Origin of the sequence: Parapedobacter sp. GCM10030251 (genome assembly GCF_042666505.1) — a bacterium.
In the GTDB taxonomy this organism is placed as follows: Bacteria; Bacteroidota; Bacteroidia; order Sphingobacteriales; family Sphingobacteriaceae; genus Parapedobacter.
In genome coordinates this window covers 63306-80741 of record NZ_JBHTDN010000003.1, presented here as the reverse complement: position 1 = coordinate 80741, position 17436 = coordinate 63306, and the positions used below count along the sequence as shown (strand labels likewise).

General features: G+C 51.6%; 14 protein-coding genes. 8 read left to right on the top strand and 6 right to left on the bottom strand.

Annotation, left to right across the window (positions count from 1 at the left end):
• The 3 genes from arsS to ACFQRK_RS09760 form a co-directional block, all read right to left on the bottom strand.
• A complete protein-coding gene (gene arsS / locus ACFQRK_RS09770) occupies positions 1-1050 on the bottom strand; it encodes an arsenosugar biosynthesis radical SAM (seleno)protein ArsS (RefSeq protein ID WP_379006015.1) in 1050 nt (349 codons plus the stop codon).
• 3 nt (positions 1051-1053) lie between these two features.
• Positions 1054-1389: an arsenosugar biosynthesis-associated peroxidase-like protein gene (locus tag ACFQRK_RS09765; protein WP_379006012.1), complete on the bottom strand. Its 336-nt coding sequence runs from the start codon at positions 1387-1389 to the stop codon at positions 1054-1056.
• A gap of 76 nt (positions 1390-1465) precedes the next feature.
• A complete protein-coding gene (locus ACFQRK_RS09760) occupies positions 1466-2656 on the bottom strand; it encodes a PQQ-dependent sugar dehydrogenase (protein WP_379006011.1) in 1191 nt (396 codons plus the stop codon).
• Between the two features lie 335 nt (positions 2657-2991).
• Between ACFQRK_RS09760 and ACFQRK_RS09755 the strand changes: the two genes are divergently transcribed.
• Together ACFQRK_RS09755 and ACFQRK_RS09750 are read left to right on the top strand one after the other, a co-directional pair.
• Positions 2992-4764 carry a thiamine pyrophosphate-requiring protein gene (locus ACFQRK_RS09755; RefSeq protein ID WP_379006008.1) on the top strand — a complete coding sequence of 591 codons (1773 nt, stop codon included), beginning with the start codon at positions 2992-2994 and terminating at the stop codon, positions 4762-4764.
• A 26-nt stretch (positions 4765-4790) separates the two neighbouring features.
• Positions 4791-5099: a hypothetical protein gene (locus ACFQRK_RS09750; protein ID WP_379006006.1), complete on the top strand. Its 309-nt coding sequence runs from the start codon at positions 4791-4793 to the stop codon at positions 5097-5099.
• A gap of 26 nt (positions 5100-5125) precedes the next feature.
• On the opposite strand, the gene ACFQRK_RS09745 is transcribed toward ACFQRK_RS09750, so the two are convergent.
• Positions 5126-8503, bottom strand: a complete 3378-nt coding sequence (locus ACFQRK_RS09745; RefSeq protein ID WP_379006005.1) for a PAS domain S-box protein — start codon at positions 8501-8503, stop codon at positions 5126-5128.
• A gap of 154 nt (positions 8504-8657) precedes the next feature.
• A complete protein-coding gene (locus ACFQRK_RS09740; protein ID WP_379006003.1) occupies positions 8658-8846 on the bottom strand; it encodes a DUF3606 domain-containing protein in 189 nt (62 codons plus the stop codon).
• A gap of 337 nt (positions 8847-9183) precedes the next feature.
• Here ACFQRK_RS09740 and ACFQRK_RS09735 point away from each other — a divergent pair, with 337 nt between their 5' ends.
• Positions 9184-9537 (top strand): response regulator transcription factor, encoded by a 354-nt coding sequence (locus ACFQRK_RS09735; RefSeq protein WP_379006001.1) that lies wholly within the window; start codon positions 9184-9186, stop codon positions 9535-9537.
• A 119-nt stretch (positions 9538-9656) separates the two neighbouring features.
• The gene (locus ACFQRK_RS09730) at positions 9657-10463 is read left to right on the top strand and encodes a Na+/H+ antiporter NhaA (RefSeq protein ID WP_379006975.1); all 807 of its coding nucleotides are present in this window, start codon (positions 9657-9659) and stop codon (positions 10461-10463) included.
• 111 nt (positions 10464-10574) lie between these two features.
• On the opposite strand, the gene ACFQRK_RS09725 is transcribed toward ACFQRK_RS09730, so the two are convergent.
• The gene (locus ACFQRK_RS09725; RefSeq protein WP_379006000.1) at positions 10575-11633 is read right to left on the bottom strand and encodes a Gfo/Idh/MocA family protein; all 1059 of its coding nucleotides are present in this window, start codon (positions 11631-11633) and stop codon (positions 10575-10577) included.
• A gap of 224 nt (positions 11634-11857) precedes the next feature.
• Between ACFQRK_RS09725 and ACFQRK_RS09720 the strand changes: the two genes are divergently transcribed.
• The 4 genes from ACFQRK_RS09720 (at position 11858) to ACFQRK_RS09705 (ending at position 17416) form a co-directional block, all read left to right on the top strand.
• Positions 11858-11980, top strand: a complete 123-nt coding sequence (locus ACFQRK_RS09720) for a hypothetical protein (RefSeq protein WP_379005999.1) — start codon at positions 11858-11860, stop codon at positions 11978-11980.
• 228 nt (positions 11981-12208) lie between these two features.
• Positions 12209-12754: a sigma-70 family RNA polymerase sigma factor gene (locus ACFQRK_RS09715; protein WP_379005997.1), complete on the top strand. Its 546-nt coding sequence runs from the start codon at positions 12209-12211 to the stop codon at positions 12752-12754.
• Positions 12755-12842: 88 nt separating this feature from the next.
• A complete protein-coding gene (locus ACFQRK_RS09710) occupies positions 12843-13814 on the top strand; it encodes a FecR family protein (protein ID WP_379005995.1) in 972 nt (323 codons plus the stop codon).
• A gap of 146 nt (positions 13815-13960) precedes the next feature.
• A complete protein-coding gene (locus ACFQRK_RS09705) occupies positions 13961-17416 on the top strand; it encodes a SusC/RagA family TonB-linked outer membrane protein (protein ID WP_379005994.1) in 3456 nt (1151 codons plus the stop codon).
• Positions 17417-17436: the final 20 nt, after the last annotated feature.

Below are 17436 nucleotides of genomic sequence, written 5' to 3'. Positions count from 1 at the left end.
TTAAGCAATGGTCCCGCCACAGCTTGAACCCGATCCGGCCGTGCATCCGTAGCAATGGTTGTCCACTACGATTTCTCTTTCCATTAGCGCCCGATCGTTAAATTCACGGATGTGCCGGCTGCGTGAATTTACTTTCAATTCCAGCATCTGATTAAAATCGCAATCATACAGATAGCCATCCCACCCTACCGAAATCGTATCCCGGCACATGACGTTCGCCGCTGCCGCCGGATTATACGCTTGAATAAGCTTTTCCATATAGTTATCATAATTTCCACTCATCAGTAAGTAATCCAGGAAACGGCTGATGGGCATGTTCGTAATGACAAACAGGTCGTTGAATTCAATGGAAAATTGCTGCCTGAGTACGTCCCGATAGCTTTTTTCCAAGGCCGTTTGGCCGGATGGCAGAAAGGCGCCCGAAGGGTTGTAAACCAGGTTAAGTTTCAGCCCCGACCCCTCTTTTCCATAACCTATTTGGTTGAGTAGTCGAAGTGCGCGGATGCTGGCGTCAAATACCCCATCTCCCCGTTGCCTGTCGGTCCGATCCTGTGCATAAAACGGAAGGGACGAAACCACCTCAACACGGTGCTTTTTATAGAAATCCGGCAGGTCGGCATATTTTTTATTTGCCAAGAGGATGGTGAGGTTACATCGCACGATCACCTGCTTACCCAGTTCAGTCAATTGCTCAACAAACCAGCGGAAGTTGGGATTCATTTCCGGGGCTCCGCCCGTAATGTCGACGACATTCAACTGCTCCCGCTTCCGAAGTACATCAAGGCACTGGTGCATGGTCTCGGCGGTCATGATCTCTTTCCGGTCCGGACCGGCATCCACATGGCAGTGCTTGCACGTCTGGTTGCACATTTTGCCAACATTCACCTGCAACGTCCTAATTTGCCTAGGTTTTAGGGGATACAGGTTGGATTGCGCCAGTTTATCGCCGAACGGAATCCGAACTGCGCCACTGTTTTGGCCATGCGCGATGATCGCAAGTTGCGCTCCGGCATCGGCAAGCGCATGATGTTGTGCTTTTAAAGACTTCATCGTTTACATGGCGATTTTCTTTACCTTGTTCATCATCTGCACACCGTGCACCAACGAAGCGCCTCCCCGGATCGCGGCAGCCACATGAACCGCTTCCATGAGTTGTGCCTCGCTCCACCCTTTCTCATAGGCATCCGTACTGTACGCATCAATGCAGTACGGACATTGTACGGCGTGTGCCACGGCTAGCGCAATCAAGGATTTCTCCCGCGCTGACAATTCGCTATCCTTGAATACCTCGCCGTAATAAGCGAAAAAGCGATCGCCCAGCTCTTTTTGGAATTCGCCGATGCTACTAAACTTGGCTAAATCTTTTTCATCATAATAGTATTCGCTCATAATGCTGTTTTTTGGGTCAAGACTCGCTATTGATTCCCTATGATAACAGCCTAAACCCTTCAATGTTTCGATCGGCTTATTCGCCCTGTTGGTAGCTTACCCGGTAGACCACACCATTGGCGTCATCCGTTATTAAAAGCGAACCATCGGTATATTGGGCCAATCCGCAAACCCGGCCAAACTGTCCGTTATCCGCTGTTAGAAATCCGGTAATAAAATCTTCGAAGGCCGTCGGCTTACCGTCTTCATATTTAACCCGCACCACTTTATAACCAGATGGCTCGGCTTTGTTCCAAGAGCCATGCATCGTAACAAAAGCATCCCCATCATATTCATCCGGAAATTGATCTCCAGTATAAAACAGCAACGCCATCGGCGCAGAATGAGCTTCATACAACAAAGTCGGTTTCACCGATTTAGCGGCATACGCTTCGTGACTCATGTTTTTTGGGCTGTGGTGTACGTCAAATTTTCCATCGGCATAAACATATGGCCATCCGTAATCGCTTCCTGCTTCAATTTTGTTAAGTTCTTCTTTCTGCTCGTCTTCGCCAAGCCAGTCGATTCCGTGATCAAACCCCCACAGCTCTCCCGTCTCGGGGTGCCAGTCAAACCCAATGGTGTTTCTCAAACCCGTGGCGAAAACGGTCCGGTCCGAGCCATCCAGGCTCATTTTCAATAGCGTAGCATGTTCTGGATTGGTTTCCGCACACGAATTACAGGTACTGCCGATTGAAATGTATAGTGCACCGTCCTTGCCAATCCGCATCGTCCGATTACCGTGTTGCCCGCCGTCGGGTAGATCGTTTACGATCAATTGCAAGCTATCAACGCTTCCGTCTGGTTGAATGGTTGTCTTATACAGCTCTTTTACGGTTGCCAGGTAAAGTTCATTACCTTGAATTGCAATCCCATGCAATTTCTCTTTTTTGGCCACAACCCTCGCTATCTCTGCCTGGCCATCCCGGTTTTCGTCTTTCAGCAACGTCAATGTTCCGTTGTCCCGATCCGTCACATATACGAAGTGGTTATCCGTTACGGCCAGCATACGGGATTTTCCCAGCTTGTCGGCAAACGTAGTAATGGTGAAACCGGGCGGGAGATCCAACGTGCTGATAAGCGCCGGAGTGGGTGTAAGTTGTTTGGGACGAAGTATACTACCGGTAACCTTTTTTGCGATAATTTCTTTATTGCCGTCTTGACCGAAGGTTGGTGAAAAAAAAGGAAGAACTGTCACCAACGTTGCAAATAATCGTTTCTTATTCATATGCATTGTTTTGTAAGCCCTGCGTCTCGTGTTTTGCTATCCTAGTGCAGGCAAACTTCAAACCAGCTATGCAGCGCATTTCTTCGTATCGTTTCGGGAAGATCAAAATCGTTTGGATTTCACTTTTTTGGACGGCAAGCACCAAATTTAGTACACATATGATAGTACACACAGGCTTGGTTTCCAGCGAATGCCTCACCACTTTCCGAAAGTTATTCCAAACCGAGAGCGCCCCATCTGGTTAGTAATAACAAGACGTAACCGTTACGGCTACCGCATCGGTCTGACGGGCGGCGTGTGCGTCACGTGTGCATCAATAGATAAACAAACGAAATATGAATGTAAGTGATTTTTTGATTAACCGACTCCTGACATGGGGTATCAAGCGCATCTTCGGCTATCCGGGCGACGGTATAAACGGGTTGCTGGGCGCACTCAATCGCAACCGCGACCTTGTGTTCATCCAAACCCGCCATGAAGAAATGTCGGCGTTCATGGCTTGCGCGCACGCCAAGTTCACCCAGACGGTCGGTGTTTGCCTAGCCACGTCCGGGCCTGGTGCCATTCATTTGCTCAATGGGCTGTACGACGCCAAATTGGATCACCAGCCCGTCGTCGCCATCATTGGTCAGCAACGGCGTACCGCCCTGGGGGGCAACTACCAGCAGGAGGTCGATCTGATGTCGCTTTTTAAAGACGTCGCCGGCGATTATGTGCAGATGCTCACCCATCCGGCCCAGGTCAGACAGGTGGTTGATCGGGCGATACGGATTGCCGTTGCCAAACGGACGGTAACCGCGGTGATCATTCCCAGCGACCTGCAAGAAGAGTCGGCCATTCAGGAACCGCCCCGCGAACACGGCTATATGGTTACCGGTACCGGCTTCCCCCATTCCCGGCTCATTCCACAACAGGCAGAACTGATGAAGGCTGCCGACATCCTCAATGCCGGCAAACGGGTAGCGATATTAGTAGGCGCCGGGGCCATGGGAGCGGCAGCGGAAATCGAAGCGTTAGCCGAAAAATTGGGTGCTGGGGTAGCTAAAGCACTGTTAGGAAAATCGGTTTTGCCGGACGATCTGCCCTATGTAACCGGGTCTATCGGCATGCTGGGCACCAAACCGAGCTGGGAGCTGATGGACAACTGCGATACGTTGCTTATGATTGGCAGTGGGTTTCCCTATGCCGAATACCTGCCCGAACCGGGCAAAGCCCGCGGTGTACAGATCGATGTCGACGGAAGCATGCTCAGCCTGCGCTATCCGATGGAAGTGAATCTTTTGGGAGATAGCCAGGCCACTCTTCAGGAACTGCTGCCTCTCATCGAATATAAGGAAGATCGCTGTTGGCTTGAACAGATCACGACCAGTGTAGCGTCCTGGTGGGAAACCATCGAAAAGCGCTCCGAGCAAGAAGCCGAGCCCATCAATCCACAGCAGGTCATTCAGAAACTATCGCCCAGATTGCCGGACTACGCGGTCATAACCGCTGACTCCGGCACGGCGGCCTTTTGGTACGCCCGAAACCTCCGGATACGGCGAGGCATGCTGGCCTCGTTATCGGGTAATCTGGCTACAATGTGTCCGGCCGTACCTTATGCGATTGCCGCTAAATTTGCTTATCCAAACCGCATGGCCGTGGCCATTTCCGGAGACGGCGCCATGCAGATGTTGGGCATGAATGAGCTCATCACCATCGCCAAGTATTGGCAATCTTGGGAAGATCCGCGGCTGCTGGTAATCGTGCTGAATAACCGTGACCTGAACATGGTCACCTGGGAGCAACGCATGCTCTCCGGCGAGCCGAAGTTTGAAGCCTCGCAAGATATTCCAGACGTCAACTACGCCGCGTTTGCAAATCTGATCGGCCTCAAGGGCATTCGGGTAGACAAGCCGGAGTATGTCGACGCCGCCCTTGATGAACTTATTAACGCCAACATTCCCGCGGTGCTGGATGTCGTAGTTGACCCCAATGTGCCCATCATACCCTCACACATTGATTTCAAGACCTGGCGGAAATTCAGCCAGGCACTGATCAAAGGTGACCCCGAACAATCGGGTATCATTCGCCAAATCATTAAAGAAGCGATGCAAGGAGGTGTTTTTTAACAATTGCGAATTCTTTAGGTTTTCAGATGAAACTGATTCAAGTATTTATTCCATTGACAGACAACACGGGTAATCATTTTCCGGAAAGCTACTTTACCCAGCTTAAATCGGCCTTCAGTGAAAAATACGGCGGGGTAACTGTATACAAACAAATGCCCATAGAAGGGTTTTGGAAAGAAACCAAAGCGACGGCCGAAAAAGACGTATTGGTCATTTTTGAAGTCCTGACGGATACGCTGGATATCTCCTATTGGAAAGACCTGAAAACGCAGCTCGAAACCACATTCCGGCAAAAGGACCTGCTCATCCGGTATTGGGAAATAACCGTCGTTTAAAATAGCCGAAAACCAACACGCGAAGACTACCCTTCTGTTGGCAACGGAAGCGTAAACCAGAAGGTACTTCCCTTTCCCACCTCGCTTTCAGCCCAAATCCGGCCGCCAAGCCGATCGATGATCTCATTGGACAAGTAAAGACCGATACCGAGACCAGATATATTAAAACCGCTATCTTCTATCCGGTAAAACCTCGTGAACACATGGTGGAGTTTGTCGGCCGGGATGCCCCGCCCAAAATCTTGCACACCCACAGTAACCTCGGTTTCCGTACACACCAAGCTTACCCGTACATCGTTTGTGCCGGGGGAATACTTGATTGCGTTGGTCAACAAGTTGATGAGCACCTGTTCGAGACGCTGGGAATCACTGTATACTTTACAGGATTCGACGGTCGTCTCCAACGTAATCTGGTATTTCTCGTTCGTATGGGCGACCAGTTCAATCGTCTCCTCCATCAACTGTTTCAAATCGAACGCCGACATGTTCAGTTGAAGTTTTCCCGCTTCGATCTTCGAGATATCCAACAGGTCGCCGACCAGCATGGCCAACTTTTTCATCTGGCGCAACGCTTTTTGGATGAACAGCTTACTCTTCCCATCTGTGGGTAATTTTGCCAATATCTGCAAGTACGCGTAGACGCTGGTTAACGGCGTTTTCAACTCGTGGCTCGCCAGGCCGATGAATTCATCCTTTTTGTCATTCAGCGCTTTTACTTCGGCATACAGTTTGGCATTATCCAAGCCGATGGCCGCCTGGGCGGCGATAGAAACGACAAGCTGCTCGTGGTCTTCGGTAAATTTGCCCGCTTCCGGATGGCTGAAAAAAAGCCCCCCGATAACCTCTCCTGAACGAGACGTTACCGGTACAGCCAGGTAACTGACCACCGGCAGGTGTCCATCCGGCATTCCATAATACGGTGCATTTTTTCCGAAGCGGGGGTCTTTGGTAACGTCATCTATGCGAACCGCACTTTGACCGGAAAACGTAGGGTGCAACAACACCGTATCACGCGGCATCGCGAAATTTTCAAACGCTTCGCGCGGTGCGCCAGACAACGCATGCAAGATGTTCGATTGGCCCTTCTCGTCGATTTGATTATAAAAGAAAGCACCGAATTTTGCACCCGTCAACGTTGTTGTACTATCCGTAACCTTTTGCAATATGTTGTTCAGGTCGAGATCTTCCGATATGCTCTCTACCATCGAATTGATAATCTCCAACCGCTCCGTGTAACGGCGGGCGGCTTCCTGGGCAGCCACCTGGGCACTGATGTCGCGCGCAATTTTCGAGGCACCGATAATACGGCCCTCGTCGTCGATAATGGGCGATACCGTAAGGGAAATCTGTATCTCGCGGCCATCTTTCCTCACCCGGACCGTATCGAAATGATCCACCTTGTTACCGGCGCGGATTTCGCCGATGATATAATCCTCCTCCTTTAGGCGCGAAGGCGGGATGATCAGCGAAATATGTTTGCCAATGGCCTCCTCAGCGGTATAGCCGAACATGCGTTGAGCGGCCTTATTCCAACTGGTAATGACACCTTGCAGGGTTTTGCTGACGATCGTGTCGTCTGAAGACTCCACGATGGCTGCCAGCCTCGCTTTCCGTTCGGCACTTTCACGGAGCTTCTCTTCGTTGAGCTTCTGTTCGGTAATGTCCATCACCGAACCAATAAATCGCAACGGGTTTCCTACGTTGTCAAAATGCACCTTTCCCTTGGCCCGTATCCAACGCAATTGGCCGTCGGCTATCCCCACAGTGCGGTACTCAACGTCGTAATTTCCGCCTGTTTTTGCTTGGTCAAGTGCGTCATTCGCGGCCGTGATCACCTCCCTGCGGTCGTCCGGATGCACGCCGCCGATAAAATCCTTTTCGTACGACACCGGTTCGTCGTGGTATACGCCAAACAACGCCCTGCAGCGCTCGTCCCATTCCAACTTCCCGCTTCTCACATCCAGGTCGAACATACCGAGCTGAGCCGCTTCCTTCGAAAGCTGCGATTGCTCATATGCCCGCTCTATCTCAACCTTGGCTTTTACCTGGGCCGATACGTCGTTGCTTATGGCAATTACGCCGATAATCTCACCACTGTCGTTACGATAGGCTTGGTAGACAAAATCCTGATAAACGGTGTCGATCTTTCCATTGCGCAATAACGAAACCGGTTGTTCATGGGCCCGGTAGGTCTCTCCCGTGCGGAAAACGTGAGCGATCAATGACTCCAGCCCCTGTCCTCCGGCATCCGGCAGCCCCTCGAAAATCGGTTTGTGGAGCACCTCGTGTGCCGATCTTCCCCATAACTCCATCATCATCGAATTGGCAACTTCCACTACGTGATCGGGGCCGCTCATAAAACACATTGCCATCGGTGCCTGATGAATGATGTTATAGAGCATTTGCTGGCTGTGTTCCACGCGTTGCTTGGCCAGTACCACGTCCGTCACATCCGCCGCGGTGTTCATCACTCCATAAATTCTTCCGGAACGATCTTTCAACGGCGTAAAACCGTAATTGAAGTAAAACGTCCTTCGCTCGCCGTGGATATTTAGATCGATCCGCTCATTACGGGTATGGAAAGGCACGCCGGTCGTAAACACCGCATCGAGCTTTTCAAAGATCTGCTGGTCTCCCAACTCAGGCAACACTTCGGCGTACCGCTTTCCGACGACGTCGTTTCCCTTGCCCCAAACGTCCATGATTGCTTGGTTTGCCTCTACGATGCGCATTTCGCGACCCATGTACACCGCTATTGGAAAGGGGGCATTTTCGATGATGCTCCGTGTTCGGAATTCGCTTTCAGCGAGGTCTTCATTGGTCACCCGCAACTCCTCGTTCGTTGCGGTCAGCTCCTCGTTGATGGCAGCCAATTCCTCGTTGGCGGCGGTCAGTTCCTCGTTCATTGCGTGCATCAGCATTTCGCTTTGCGCAAGCGCCTCGATGCCTGAACGGATCTTGGTTTCCAGCTCTGCGTTTCGCACCGTAAGATCGTGCTGCACCTGATCGGCCTCTGTGGGTGCGGAGGCCGGTAAATCGACATTGATGCACGAGCCGACAAACCCGACATAGGTACCATTTTCTGAATATCGAGGGGTGCCGCTTTCTGACACCCATTGGTAGACGCCATCATGCCTGCGCAACCGATAGGCCATTCGGAAGGGTCGACGGCCATCTACGGCCGTGGTATATATTTCCAAACGCGAATGGTCGTCGGGGTGTACACCTTCGGTCCATCCATCCCCCTGTTCCTGTTCCAGCGTTCGGCCGGTAAAACTTAACCATGCTGCATTGAAGGCGGTTCGTTGTCTGTCAGTAGACGCGACCCACATCATTGCCGGCGCGTTATCGGCCATGATTTTATAGGGGTCGTCCACCGGGTTACCGGGCATATTTTTTTTCATATGCAAGTATAGTAAATCGATGTGATTTAGACATTACGCGATTTTCATGTATTTCGGTTACATTGCCTGGTGGTGATACCGCTTTCTCACGCAGTTCAACTGGTTGGTTCTCATACGAAGGGGGGTATCACCGTGATACCAGGGGCATGAACCGTTAATTTTTGTCATTTGTGGAGAGGTATTCCTCCACTTTTGTACGGTCATTGCCAACCGCTCGGATGGCCCGTCTTACCGTTTCGGCGCTTACGCCAAGTTTTTCTGATAGGAAGCTTACTTCGTAGTCCTGGTTGCCCGCCACCCGTTCGCGGTCACGTCCGTCTTTTTTATTTTTATCGTCTGCCATGATTACTGTTTTTTTGCCTAACAACCGAGCGCCCGAATTGTTGCCCTCACCGCGGGAAATCGAGGCGAACCCCTCAATATTCCGGACCCCACGCGGCTTTTCCTTAAAAAAAAGATCTGCTTCATGGGCTTCTCGCAACCGAAAAGCACTGATTGCTAATAACTAACACACCCATGAAAAAGTGTGGCATGTGAATATCACGTAATATCCTAACAAAACGGCACTGCCTTTGTTAAGACCAAAAGAAATTCCTGTCTTACTAAAAACGAGCGGGAAGCAGCGTTGAGAAACCAGATAGTTGAGAAGCCAGATAATTATTACATAAAACAACACAGCTGTGAAGAAACAAATAGTGGTCGTAGAAGACAACCCCAGTATCCGAGAAATGATCGAATACATATTGGAAGATCACCAAATAGAAGTCATCTCCTTCGCGACTGCCGGGGATTTCCGGGATGCGATGGCCGATATCAGCCCTGATCTGTATTTATTGGACATCATGCTTCCGGATGGCAACGGAACCGATCTTTGCCGGGAATTGAAAGCTGAGCCCGCGAGCCGGGAAACCCCCGTGATCATGATGTCCGCCCATTTTGGTCAAGGCCAGATCGAATGCGGAGCCGAAGATTTTATTGAAAAACCTTTTGATATAGACGATCTCATTTCGCGTATTCAACATCAAATCGCTTGATCGCTGAAATTTCTTTTCCACGTTCCCGCGTAACGTAGGATGCCAAACACGAATCACCCATCTAGAAAACCTTGATTTCCTGGGATGATCCCGTTGTCAAGTAACTCGAAGACGAGCGGATTAGCGCATCGCATTTTTTACGCCGTGGAAAAAGGTTACTGTTCAATGCCGGAACGGAGACCAGCCAAGGCTGGGGAATACCCATGGCCACCGATATCGCGTTCGCCATCGGTATCCTTTCCCTACTGGGCAAACGCGTTCCCGTCGCACTGAAGATATTTGTGACGGCCCTTGCCACCTATCTCTTATACGCACTCGGTATATTTGTACTTCTTATGTTCGTCAACCGTTTGGGAATCAAGTCAATTTGGTTGTACCTGATTCCCGGTCTGTTCATTTGGTACTTCATTCATCACTCGGGGGTACATGCCACGATTGCCGGTGTACTTACGGCTTTCGCGATCCCGATCCAAGGGAAAAACGGCCATTCGCCGATACAGCGCGTCGAGCATGCCATCAGCACACCCGTAAATTTTATCATCATGCCACTGTTTGCACTGGCCAACACCAACATCCGGTTTGAAGCCGGCATGGTGGATGGCTTAGCCAGCCCGCTCGGCTTAGGTATCATCGCCGGCCTATTTATCGGCAAACCTTTGGGTATTGCGCTGTTATCATGGATCGCCGTAAAGTCTGGCTTAAGCGAGTTGCCAAAAGGAACAAACTGGCCACAGGTTATTGCGATCGGCTTGATGGGCGGTATCGGGTTTACCATGTCCATATTCATTGCCTTGCTTTCGTTCGCCGAACCTGCGCATCAAATCGAAGCTAAATTTGCGATCTTAATCGCTTCGGCGCTCTCCGGTATCATCGGTTATCTAATTCTCAAAAAATTGGGCCGCAATCCAAACGTTAAAAATGAATAACCGTAAAAAAAAGAAACCCGTCATCTTAAAGACAACGGGAATCCGCCCCAATGGGATTAGGGGCTATCAACCTAAACCTATTGCAAAGGTAAGAAATATTTTTCAAAATATTTACTTCATGTGCAAATCCACTCGATTGCCTGAGCGCGCGCTTTCATAAATGGCCCTTACGATTTCAACGGACTTGCGTCCCTCCTCCCCGTCAATCAACGGTTCCCCGCCGGTCTCGATGGAATGAATCAGGTCTTCCAGCTGCCGTTGATGCCCCACAAAGCTGATATCCGCCGGATTGGAAGCGCCTCCCGCCGCAGCGGTTACGTCCTTCATTGCATTCCTGATCTGCACATCCAAGTCGCTTTCCTGTTGAAACTGCCAGGCTATGAAATGGTCTTCTTCCAGGATTGCGGTTCCTTCAGATCCCATGATTTCTATGCGCTTCAGGGTGCCCGGATACACGGCCGTCGAGCATTCCAGGGTACCCAATGCACCGTTTTTAAAGTGCAAGGTAGCGACGATGGTATCTTCCACCTCAATATTCTTGTGCTGTCTATTGGCGGCCACCGCCTGTACGGATGCCACAGGCCCCATATACCATTGCAAGAGGTCGACCGAATGGATACCCTGGTTCATGAGTGCCCCGCCGCCATCATACTCCCAGGTTCCGCGCCAGCGCCCCGATGCGTAATAGGCCTCACTTCTGTGCCACTTAACGTACGCACTTCCCAACACCAGGTTGCCGAACCTGCTTTCGTCGAGCGAGGCCTTTAATTGACGGCTGGCCTCATAAAAGCGCGACGGGAAAATAACACCTACTTTCACACCGGCATCGCGGGCTGCTGCGATGATGCGGTCGCATCGTTCAACCGTTATTTCAAGGGGCTTTTCAATCACGCAATGTTTACCGGCTTCGATACTTTTCAATGCAGGCTCGAGGTGTATCCCCGAAGGTGTGCAGATGCAAACGATATCTATTTCGGGAACCGCCAATAGGTGTTCCAACGTCTCGTACGCCGTGCAGTGGTGCTGATCGGCAAACTCGTCCGCCTTGGGCCTGTTGACACTGTATACCCCGATCAAACGGGCATTCGCTATTTCAGCAATCGCTTTGGCGTGAAAATGGGCGATCATTCCTGCACCCACGATACCAAAACCGAAATGTTTTTTTTCCATAATTACGATCCGACTTGTCATTTTTCCGACGATGCCCGTTGGCTTAGCAACCGATAAAAGGCATCCGCCCCTAAACTAAGACAAATAAAACTGAAATACAAAATCAGGCTTGCTCGGACGTGGGCGCGTTCTACCCGGGAGTGACGCGAAACATTGCAGGATTATGAAACATTGCATAGCTTATTTTGTTATAAAGCTGTTAATGTTTCAAAATAGGAGCGGCTATGAACAAACTATTCAGGGCACTGATTGCCGGATGGGGAGCGAAAAAACTCGGGTTGGGATGCGTCGGAACGATCATCGTATTCATTATTCTTTACTACCTCCTGGGTTACGTATTCGGATAAGCCAATGCTAGAAAAATCGCCTCCTGCGGCAGCCTAAAAAAAATCCCTAAAAGACCAATAAAATTTACCTAAGTTTACACCCATAATCAATTATATCGACGCCATGCATATGGCGCCAATTGTCATACGTCAGCATATGCCACAACGAATGCGTCCAGCTAACATAAACATAACATTACAGAAACATTCTTTCTTTTAAGTTTGACCACCGAAAACGGAGGTGTAGCATTGAAACCAATAGACAAACGACAGCGTATTATCGTTATCTATACAAAGTTCTGGAAGGAACTTTATGTCACCGCCTTTCGCAGGCTGCAGAGCGAAGAGAATACAGAGGACATCCTGCAGGATCTTTTCCTTTCTCTTCTTGAGAAAGACGTTGTTCTCGAAAATGAACAATCCGTCCGCGCTTTTCTCCATACCCGGCTAAAGAGTCGCATCATCGATTTCTACCGTAAAGAAACGCTGCGAACGACCTATAAAGCGCAGCAAACCCAAGTACCTGAATCCGACGTTGCGTATACGGACACCCGGTTACTGACGCGTGAACTGGAGACCGTGGTGCAGCGGCAAATCGATAAGCTACCCACCAAAATGCGGGAAATATTCCGGCTGAGCCGGGAGGAAAGCCTCTCCAATGACGAGATTGCCTCCCGGTTGGACATTTCGGGCAAGACCGTAAGGAACCAGCTCAGCACGGCACTTAAAAAAATCAGGACGACCGTCCATGAGTACAGCGCGGTAATCATCGTCCTGTCGACTGTTTTGCCATAAAATAATTTTCATCAAAATAATTTTCATCGCCCACTGGGACAAATCGACTTCCCGTTCGGTTGTATCGTTAAACGGGCAGTCGAAGCTAATGGACGAGAAGGAGCTATACCAATTATTAGATAAATACCAAAAAGGGTCTCTCACACCTCAGGAGCAAGCCAAGCTTAACCAGTGGTATGCCGACTTTGACATCACTGCCAAAGACCACAGCGTATTTGCAGACGACCTGCATGAGCAAGAAGTGCGCCGGCGGTTGCTGGAAAAGATATTGGATAAGGTTCCCGACACACCGAAGCGCATGGCCTTGCGGATCGGCAAACCCCTCCAATGGGCAGCAGCGGTATTGCTGTTAATCGGGGGCATCGCGTTCTTCTACCACAACCGGCTTGCCGGCGGCAGGGGGCTATCATTACCGGAAAATCACCAAACGACCACCGCCCAAACGGGAAAGCTCGTGAAGCTTCGCCTGGAAGATGGATCGGAAATCATCCTCAATGCCGGATCGACCGTCTCCTACCCCAAGCAATTCAAGGCCGACGTCCGCGAGGTCTATCTGGAAGGGGAGGCGTTCTTTGACGTTGCACCCGATGCGGAGAAACCCTTTATCGTCAAAACCGGAAAGATGGATATCCGCGTACTCGGCACCTCGTTTAACGTGCGCGCACACCCGGATGTGAACCAAGCAAAAGTTACCGTCGCTTCCGGGAAAGTAAGCGTGGAGGCCGACGGAAAGACCTTAGGCCTGCTTAACCCGAACCAGGAGATGAATTACGATAAGCAAACTGCCAAGTTCGAAGTCGCTACTACCGATGCAAAGCTGGCCACTTCGTGGCAAAGCGGTGAAATACGGTTGGACGGGGTGTCCTTTCAGGAATTGGCCATCGTCATCAAAAACACGTGGGGTCTAACGCTCGAAACCCGCAGTGAAAGGCTGAAAACCGCAAATTATAAGACGACATTCCATGCGACAAATCCCATCGACGACGTCATGCAAGTGATCGGAAAAATTACGAATGCGAATTATGAAATCACGGACCAAAAAATCAGACTGTATGAATAAATAAACCGAGACAAAAACGAAAAACGGAAGTTGCTACGAACAACTCCCGTTAAAAGTAATCAGACGCTGCTAACGTGCCGTGGAAAGTGTGTTAGCGCGTCCAGTGATCAATGGCATGGTATAACCATTAAACAACATTCAAATTTATGAAAAAAGTCAAGACGATTATGAGAATCACCTCAATAATAATCGCAGTAATCGTAGGGTGCAGCAACCTGGTCTTTAGCACGGACGGCCGTGCACAAAATCTGAATAAAATCCGCATCACCATCCGAATCGATAATGAAAGCATGGCCGATGTGCTGGGCAAAATAGAAACCGCGTCGGGCGTGCCGTTCTCGTACGAGAAAAACCTGCTCAGCAAAATTCCGGCGCCGTCACAATCCTTCCGGAAAGAAGCGCTATCGACGGTGTTGGACCGGCTGCTGACCAAAATAGGCTACGATTATGAGCTCATCAACCATAACGTGGTCGTTGCCCCGAAATTCACCGGGACGGCAACGAATCCTGCGCTGGAAAGTAACGACCCCAGTGGTCGATCGCGGGCTGGCTGGGTACCATCCGTGCAACTGCCAATCACGAACCGCGTCGAACCCACGCATACCGAAACACGGCAGCGCCAGGTCGTTAGCGGGCACGTGGCGGATGAGCAAGGGAAACCGCTGGGAGGCGTATCCATCGCGGTCAAGGGCAGCAACCGTACCGAGGTGACCGATGCGGACGGGAACTTCAGCATCGCCGCCGACGTCGGTGAAGTCCTCGTCTTTTCGTTCGTCGGCTTCCAGACACAGGAAATCACGGTTTCCGCGACGACGCCGTTGGATGTCGTTTTGACCGCCGACATGCAAAACCTCAACGAGGTTGTCGTTGTGGGCTACGGTACGCAGAAACGTGTCAACCTTGCCGGGTCGGTGGCTTCCATAACAGGCGATGAAATTACCAAAACCCCGGTCGCCTCCGTGTCAAACACCTTGGCGGGGCGTCTTCCGGGATTGATCACCTTACAGTCTACCGGTCTGCCCGGTTCTGACAACGCAACTCTCAAGATCCGTGGCTTTGACGGACCGCTGGTGTTGATCGACGGCTCGGAAGGCAACATCAACGCCATGGATCCCAACGAAATTGAATCTATCTCCGTATTGAAGGATGCTTCGGCGTCCATCTTCGGCGCGCGTGCCGGCAACGGAGTGATCCTGATCACCACAAAAAGGGGGCAGACAGGAAAACCGACGCTCACGCTCAATACGTCCACCACGTGGCAGGGGATTACCAACATGCCGCGCATGGCCTCGTCGGGTCAGCTAGCGGAAATGCGGCGGGAAGGCCACATCCAAGGCGGCCAACCGGAAGCAACGGCACCTTATACGCTGGAAGAGATCCAGAAATTTTATGAGGGCGGCGACCCGCAATACCCCAATACCGACTGGTATGGCCTGCTGATCCGGACCTGGTCGCCTCAACAGCAGCACAACCTCTCCGTACGGGGTGGCAGCGAAAAAATCAAATACTACGGCATTCTGGGTTACCTCAAACAGGAAACCTTCTTCAAGCGGAGCGATGCCGGGTTCCAGCGCTACAACCTCCGTTCCAACATCGATGCCACCATTACCGAGGGGCTGACCGCACGGATGGACCTTTCTACCTCGATCAGCATGCGTGAATATACCACCCGGAATCTGGACGACAATATCTGGGGCGACTTCTGGAACACCCAACCCATGTATCCGGCCGAGTTTCCCGATAAGGATAAGATACCGTATGCCGAAGGCGGCGGTACGGGCGGTGCGCACATCACAACCGACCGGGAGCTATCCGGTTACAGCGACCGCCGGAGCCAAGACCTCCGTGCCGTCTTCGAACTTGCTTACGACTTCCGCCCCCTGCCTGGCTTAAAGGCGAAGGCGCTGGTCGACTATAAGCAGAATTACTCATCGACCAAGAACTTCTCGAAACCGGTTCCGTTCTACCGGTATGATTTCGCGGCCGATGTATATACCCACGCGGGTGCATTCGGCAGCACGGCGAACCTCTCCTACAACCTGCCCAGCGGGCGGCAAATCCTTTCGCAAGGTTCCCTCGCGTACGACCGGGTGTTCAATGAAGTACACGACCTGAGCGTACTGGCACTGTTCGAGTCGACCGATTATTACGACGACTTCGTGGCAGCTGCCCGTTCAAACTTCATCACGCCGGAAATCGACCAGATGCTCGCCGGAAGCACCGAAGGGATGACCAATAACGCGGGCACCGTTGAGATGGGACGGATGAGCTGGGTAGGGCGTCTGAACTATTCGTTCGACAACCGCTACATCCTAGAAGCCACCCTGCGCGCCGATGCTTCGGCCAAATTCCCGCCGGCTACGCGGTGGGGTTACTTTCCGGGCATCTCCCTCGCCTGGCGGTTGGAGCAAGAAGCCTTCCTCAGCGACTTTGCCGCCCTGGATGCCCTGAAGCTGCGTGCCAGCTACGGTGCCTCCGGCAATGACAACGTCGGGAACTTCGCCTACATCACCGGATACGACATCAGCGGCTCTGCTACGGGAGGCTCCTACATCTGGGGCAGCAACCGGTATCCCGGTATCCTTTCCAAGGGATTGCCCAACCCGCTCCTGACGTGGGAAAAGCTAAAGATATACAACCTGGGAACGGACTTTTCGTTTTGGAAAGGGCAGTTCTACGGCTCGCTGGACGCGTTCTACCGCGAGCGGACGGGCATTCCGGCTAACCGGCTCATTACCCTGCCCTCCACCTTCGGGGCCTCCCTGCCTGCTGAAAACCTTAACAGTACCGATACACGCGGCTTTGAGTTGATGCTGGCAACCCGCGGCGGGGCATCCGACCTGCGCTGGGACATCCGCGGCAACATCTCCTGGGCCCGTTCGAAATGGCTCGATTACGAAGAACCGGAATACGTGGATGCCGACCAGGAGCGGATTAACAAAAAATCCGGTCAATGGACGGACCGTACGTTTGGCTACTTGTCGGATGGCCTGTTTACCAGCCAGGAAGAAATCGACAACCTGCCGTACGATCAGGATCTGCGGGACAATGCCACCCTTCGCCCCGGCGATGTCAAATACCTGGATTCCAATGGCGATGGTGTCATCGATTGGAAAGATCAGGTCGAAATCGGCCAAGGCACCGTGCCGACCTGGATTGTCGGGCTGAACCCTACGTTCCAGTACAAAGGTTTCGACCTGGACTTCCTGTTGCAAGGCGCGCTTGGGTTCCATGTGGTGGCTTCCATCAACGGCAATTCGGAAGAGTTTTACCACAACCGCTGGACGGCCGAGACCAACAACCGGAATGCCATCATCCCACGGCTGGGCGGCGCCTCATCCAATGGATGGCTATCGGATTACCGGCTGATGAAAGGCGACTATTTGCGCCTGAAATCCGTCAACATTGGCTATACGTTCAAGAAAGGGTCGTTCGGATCGCTGGGCATCCAAAGCCTCCGCCTCTTCGCGTCGGGTGTAAACCTCTTCACGTTCAGCGCGCTCAACAAATATGCCCTCGACCCCGAAATGCCCTCCGGCAGGGGCTCCCTGTACTATCCGCAGCAGCGCAACCTGTCGTTCGGACTGACACTCATCCTTTAGGACAAGATTTGAAAACGTAA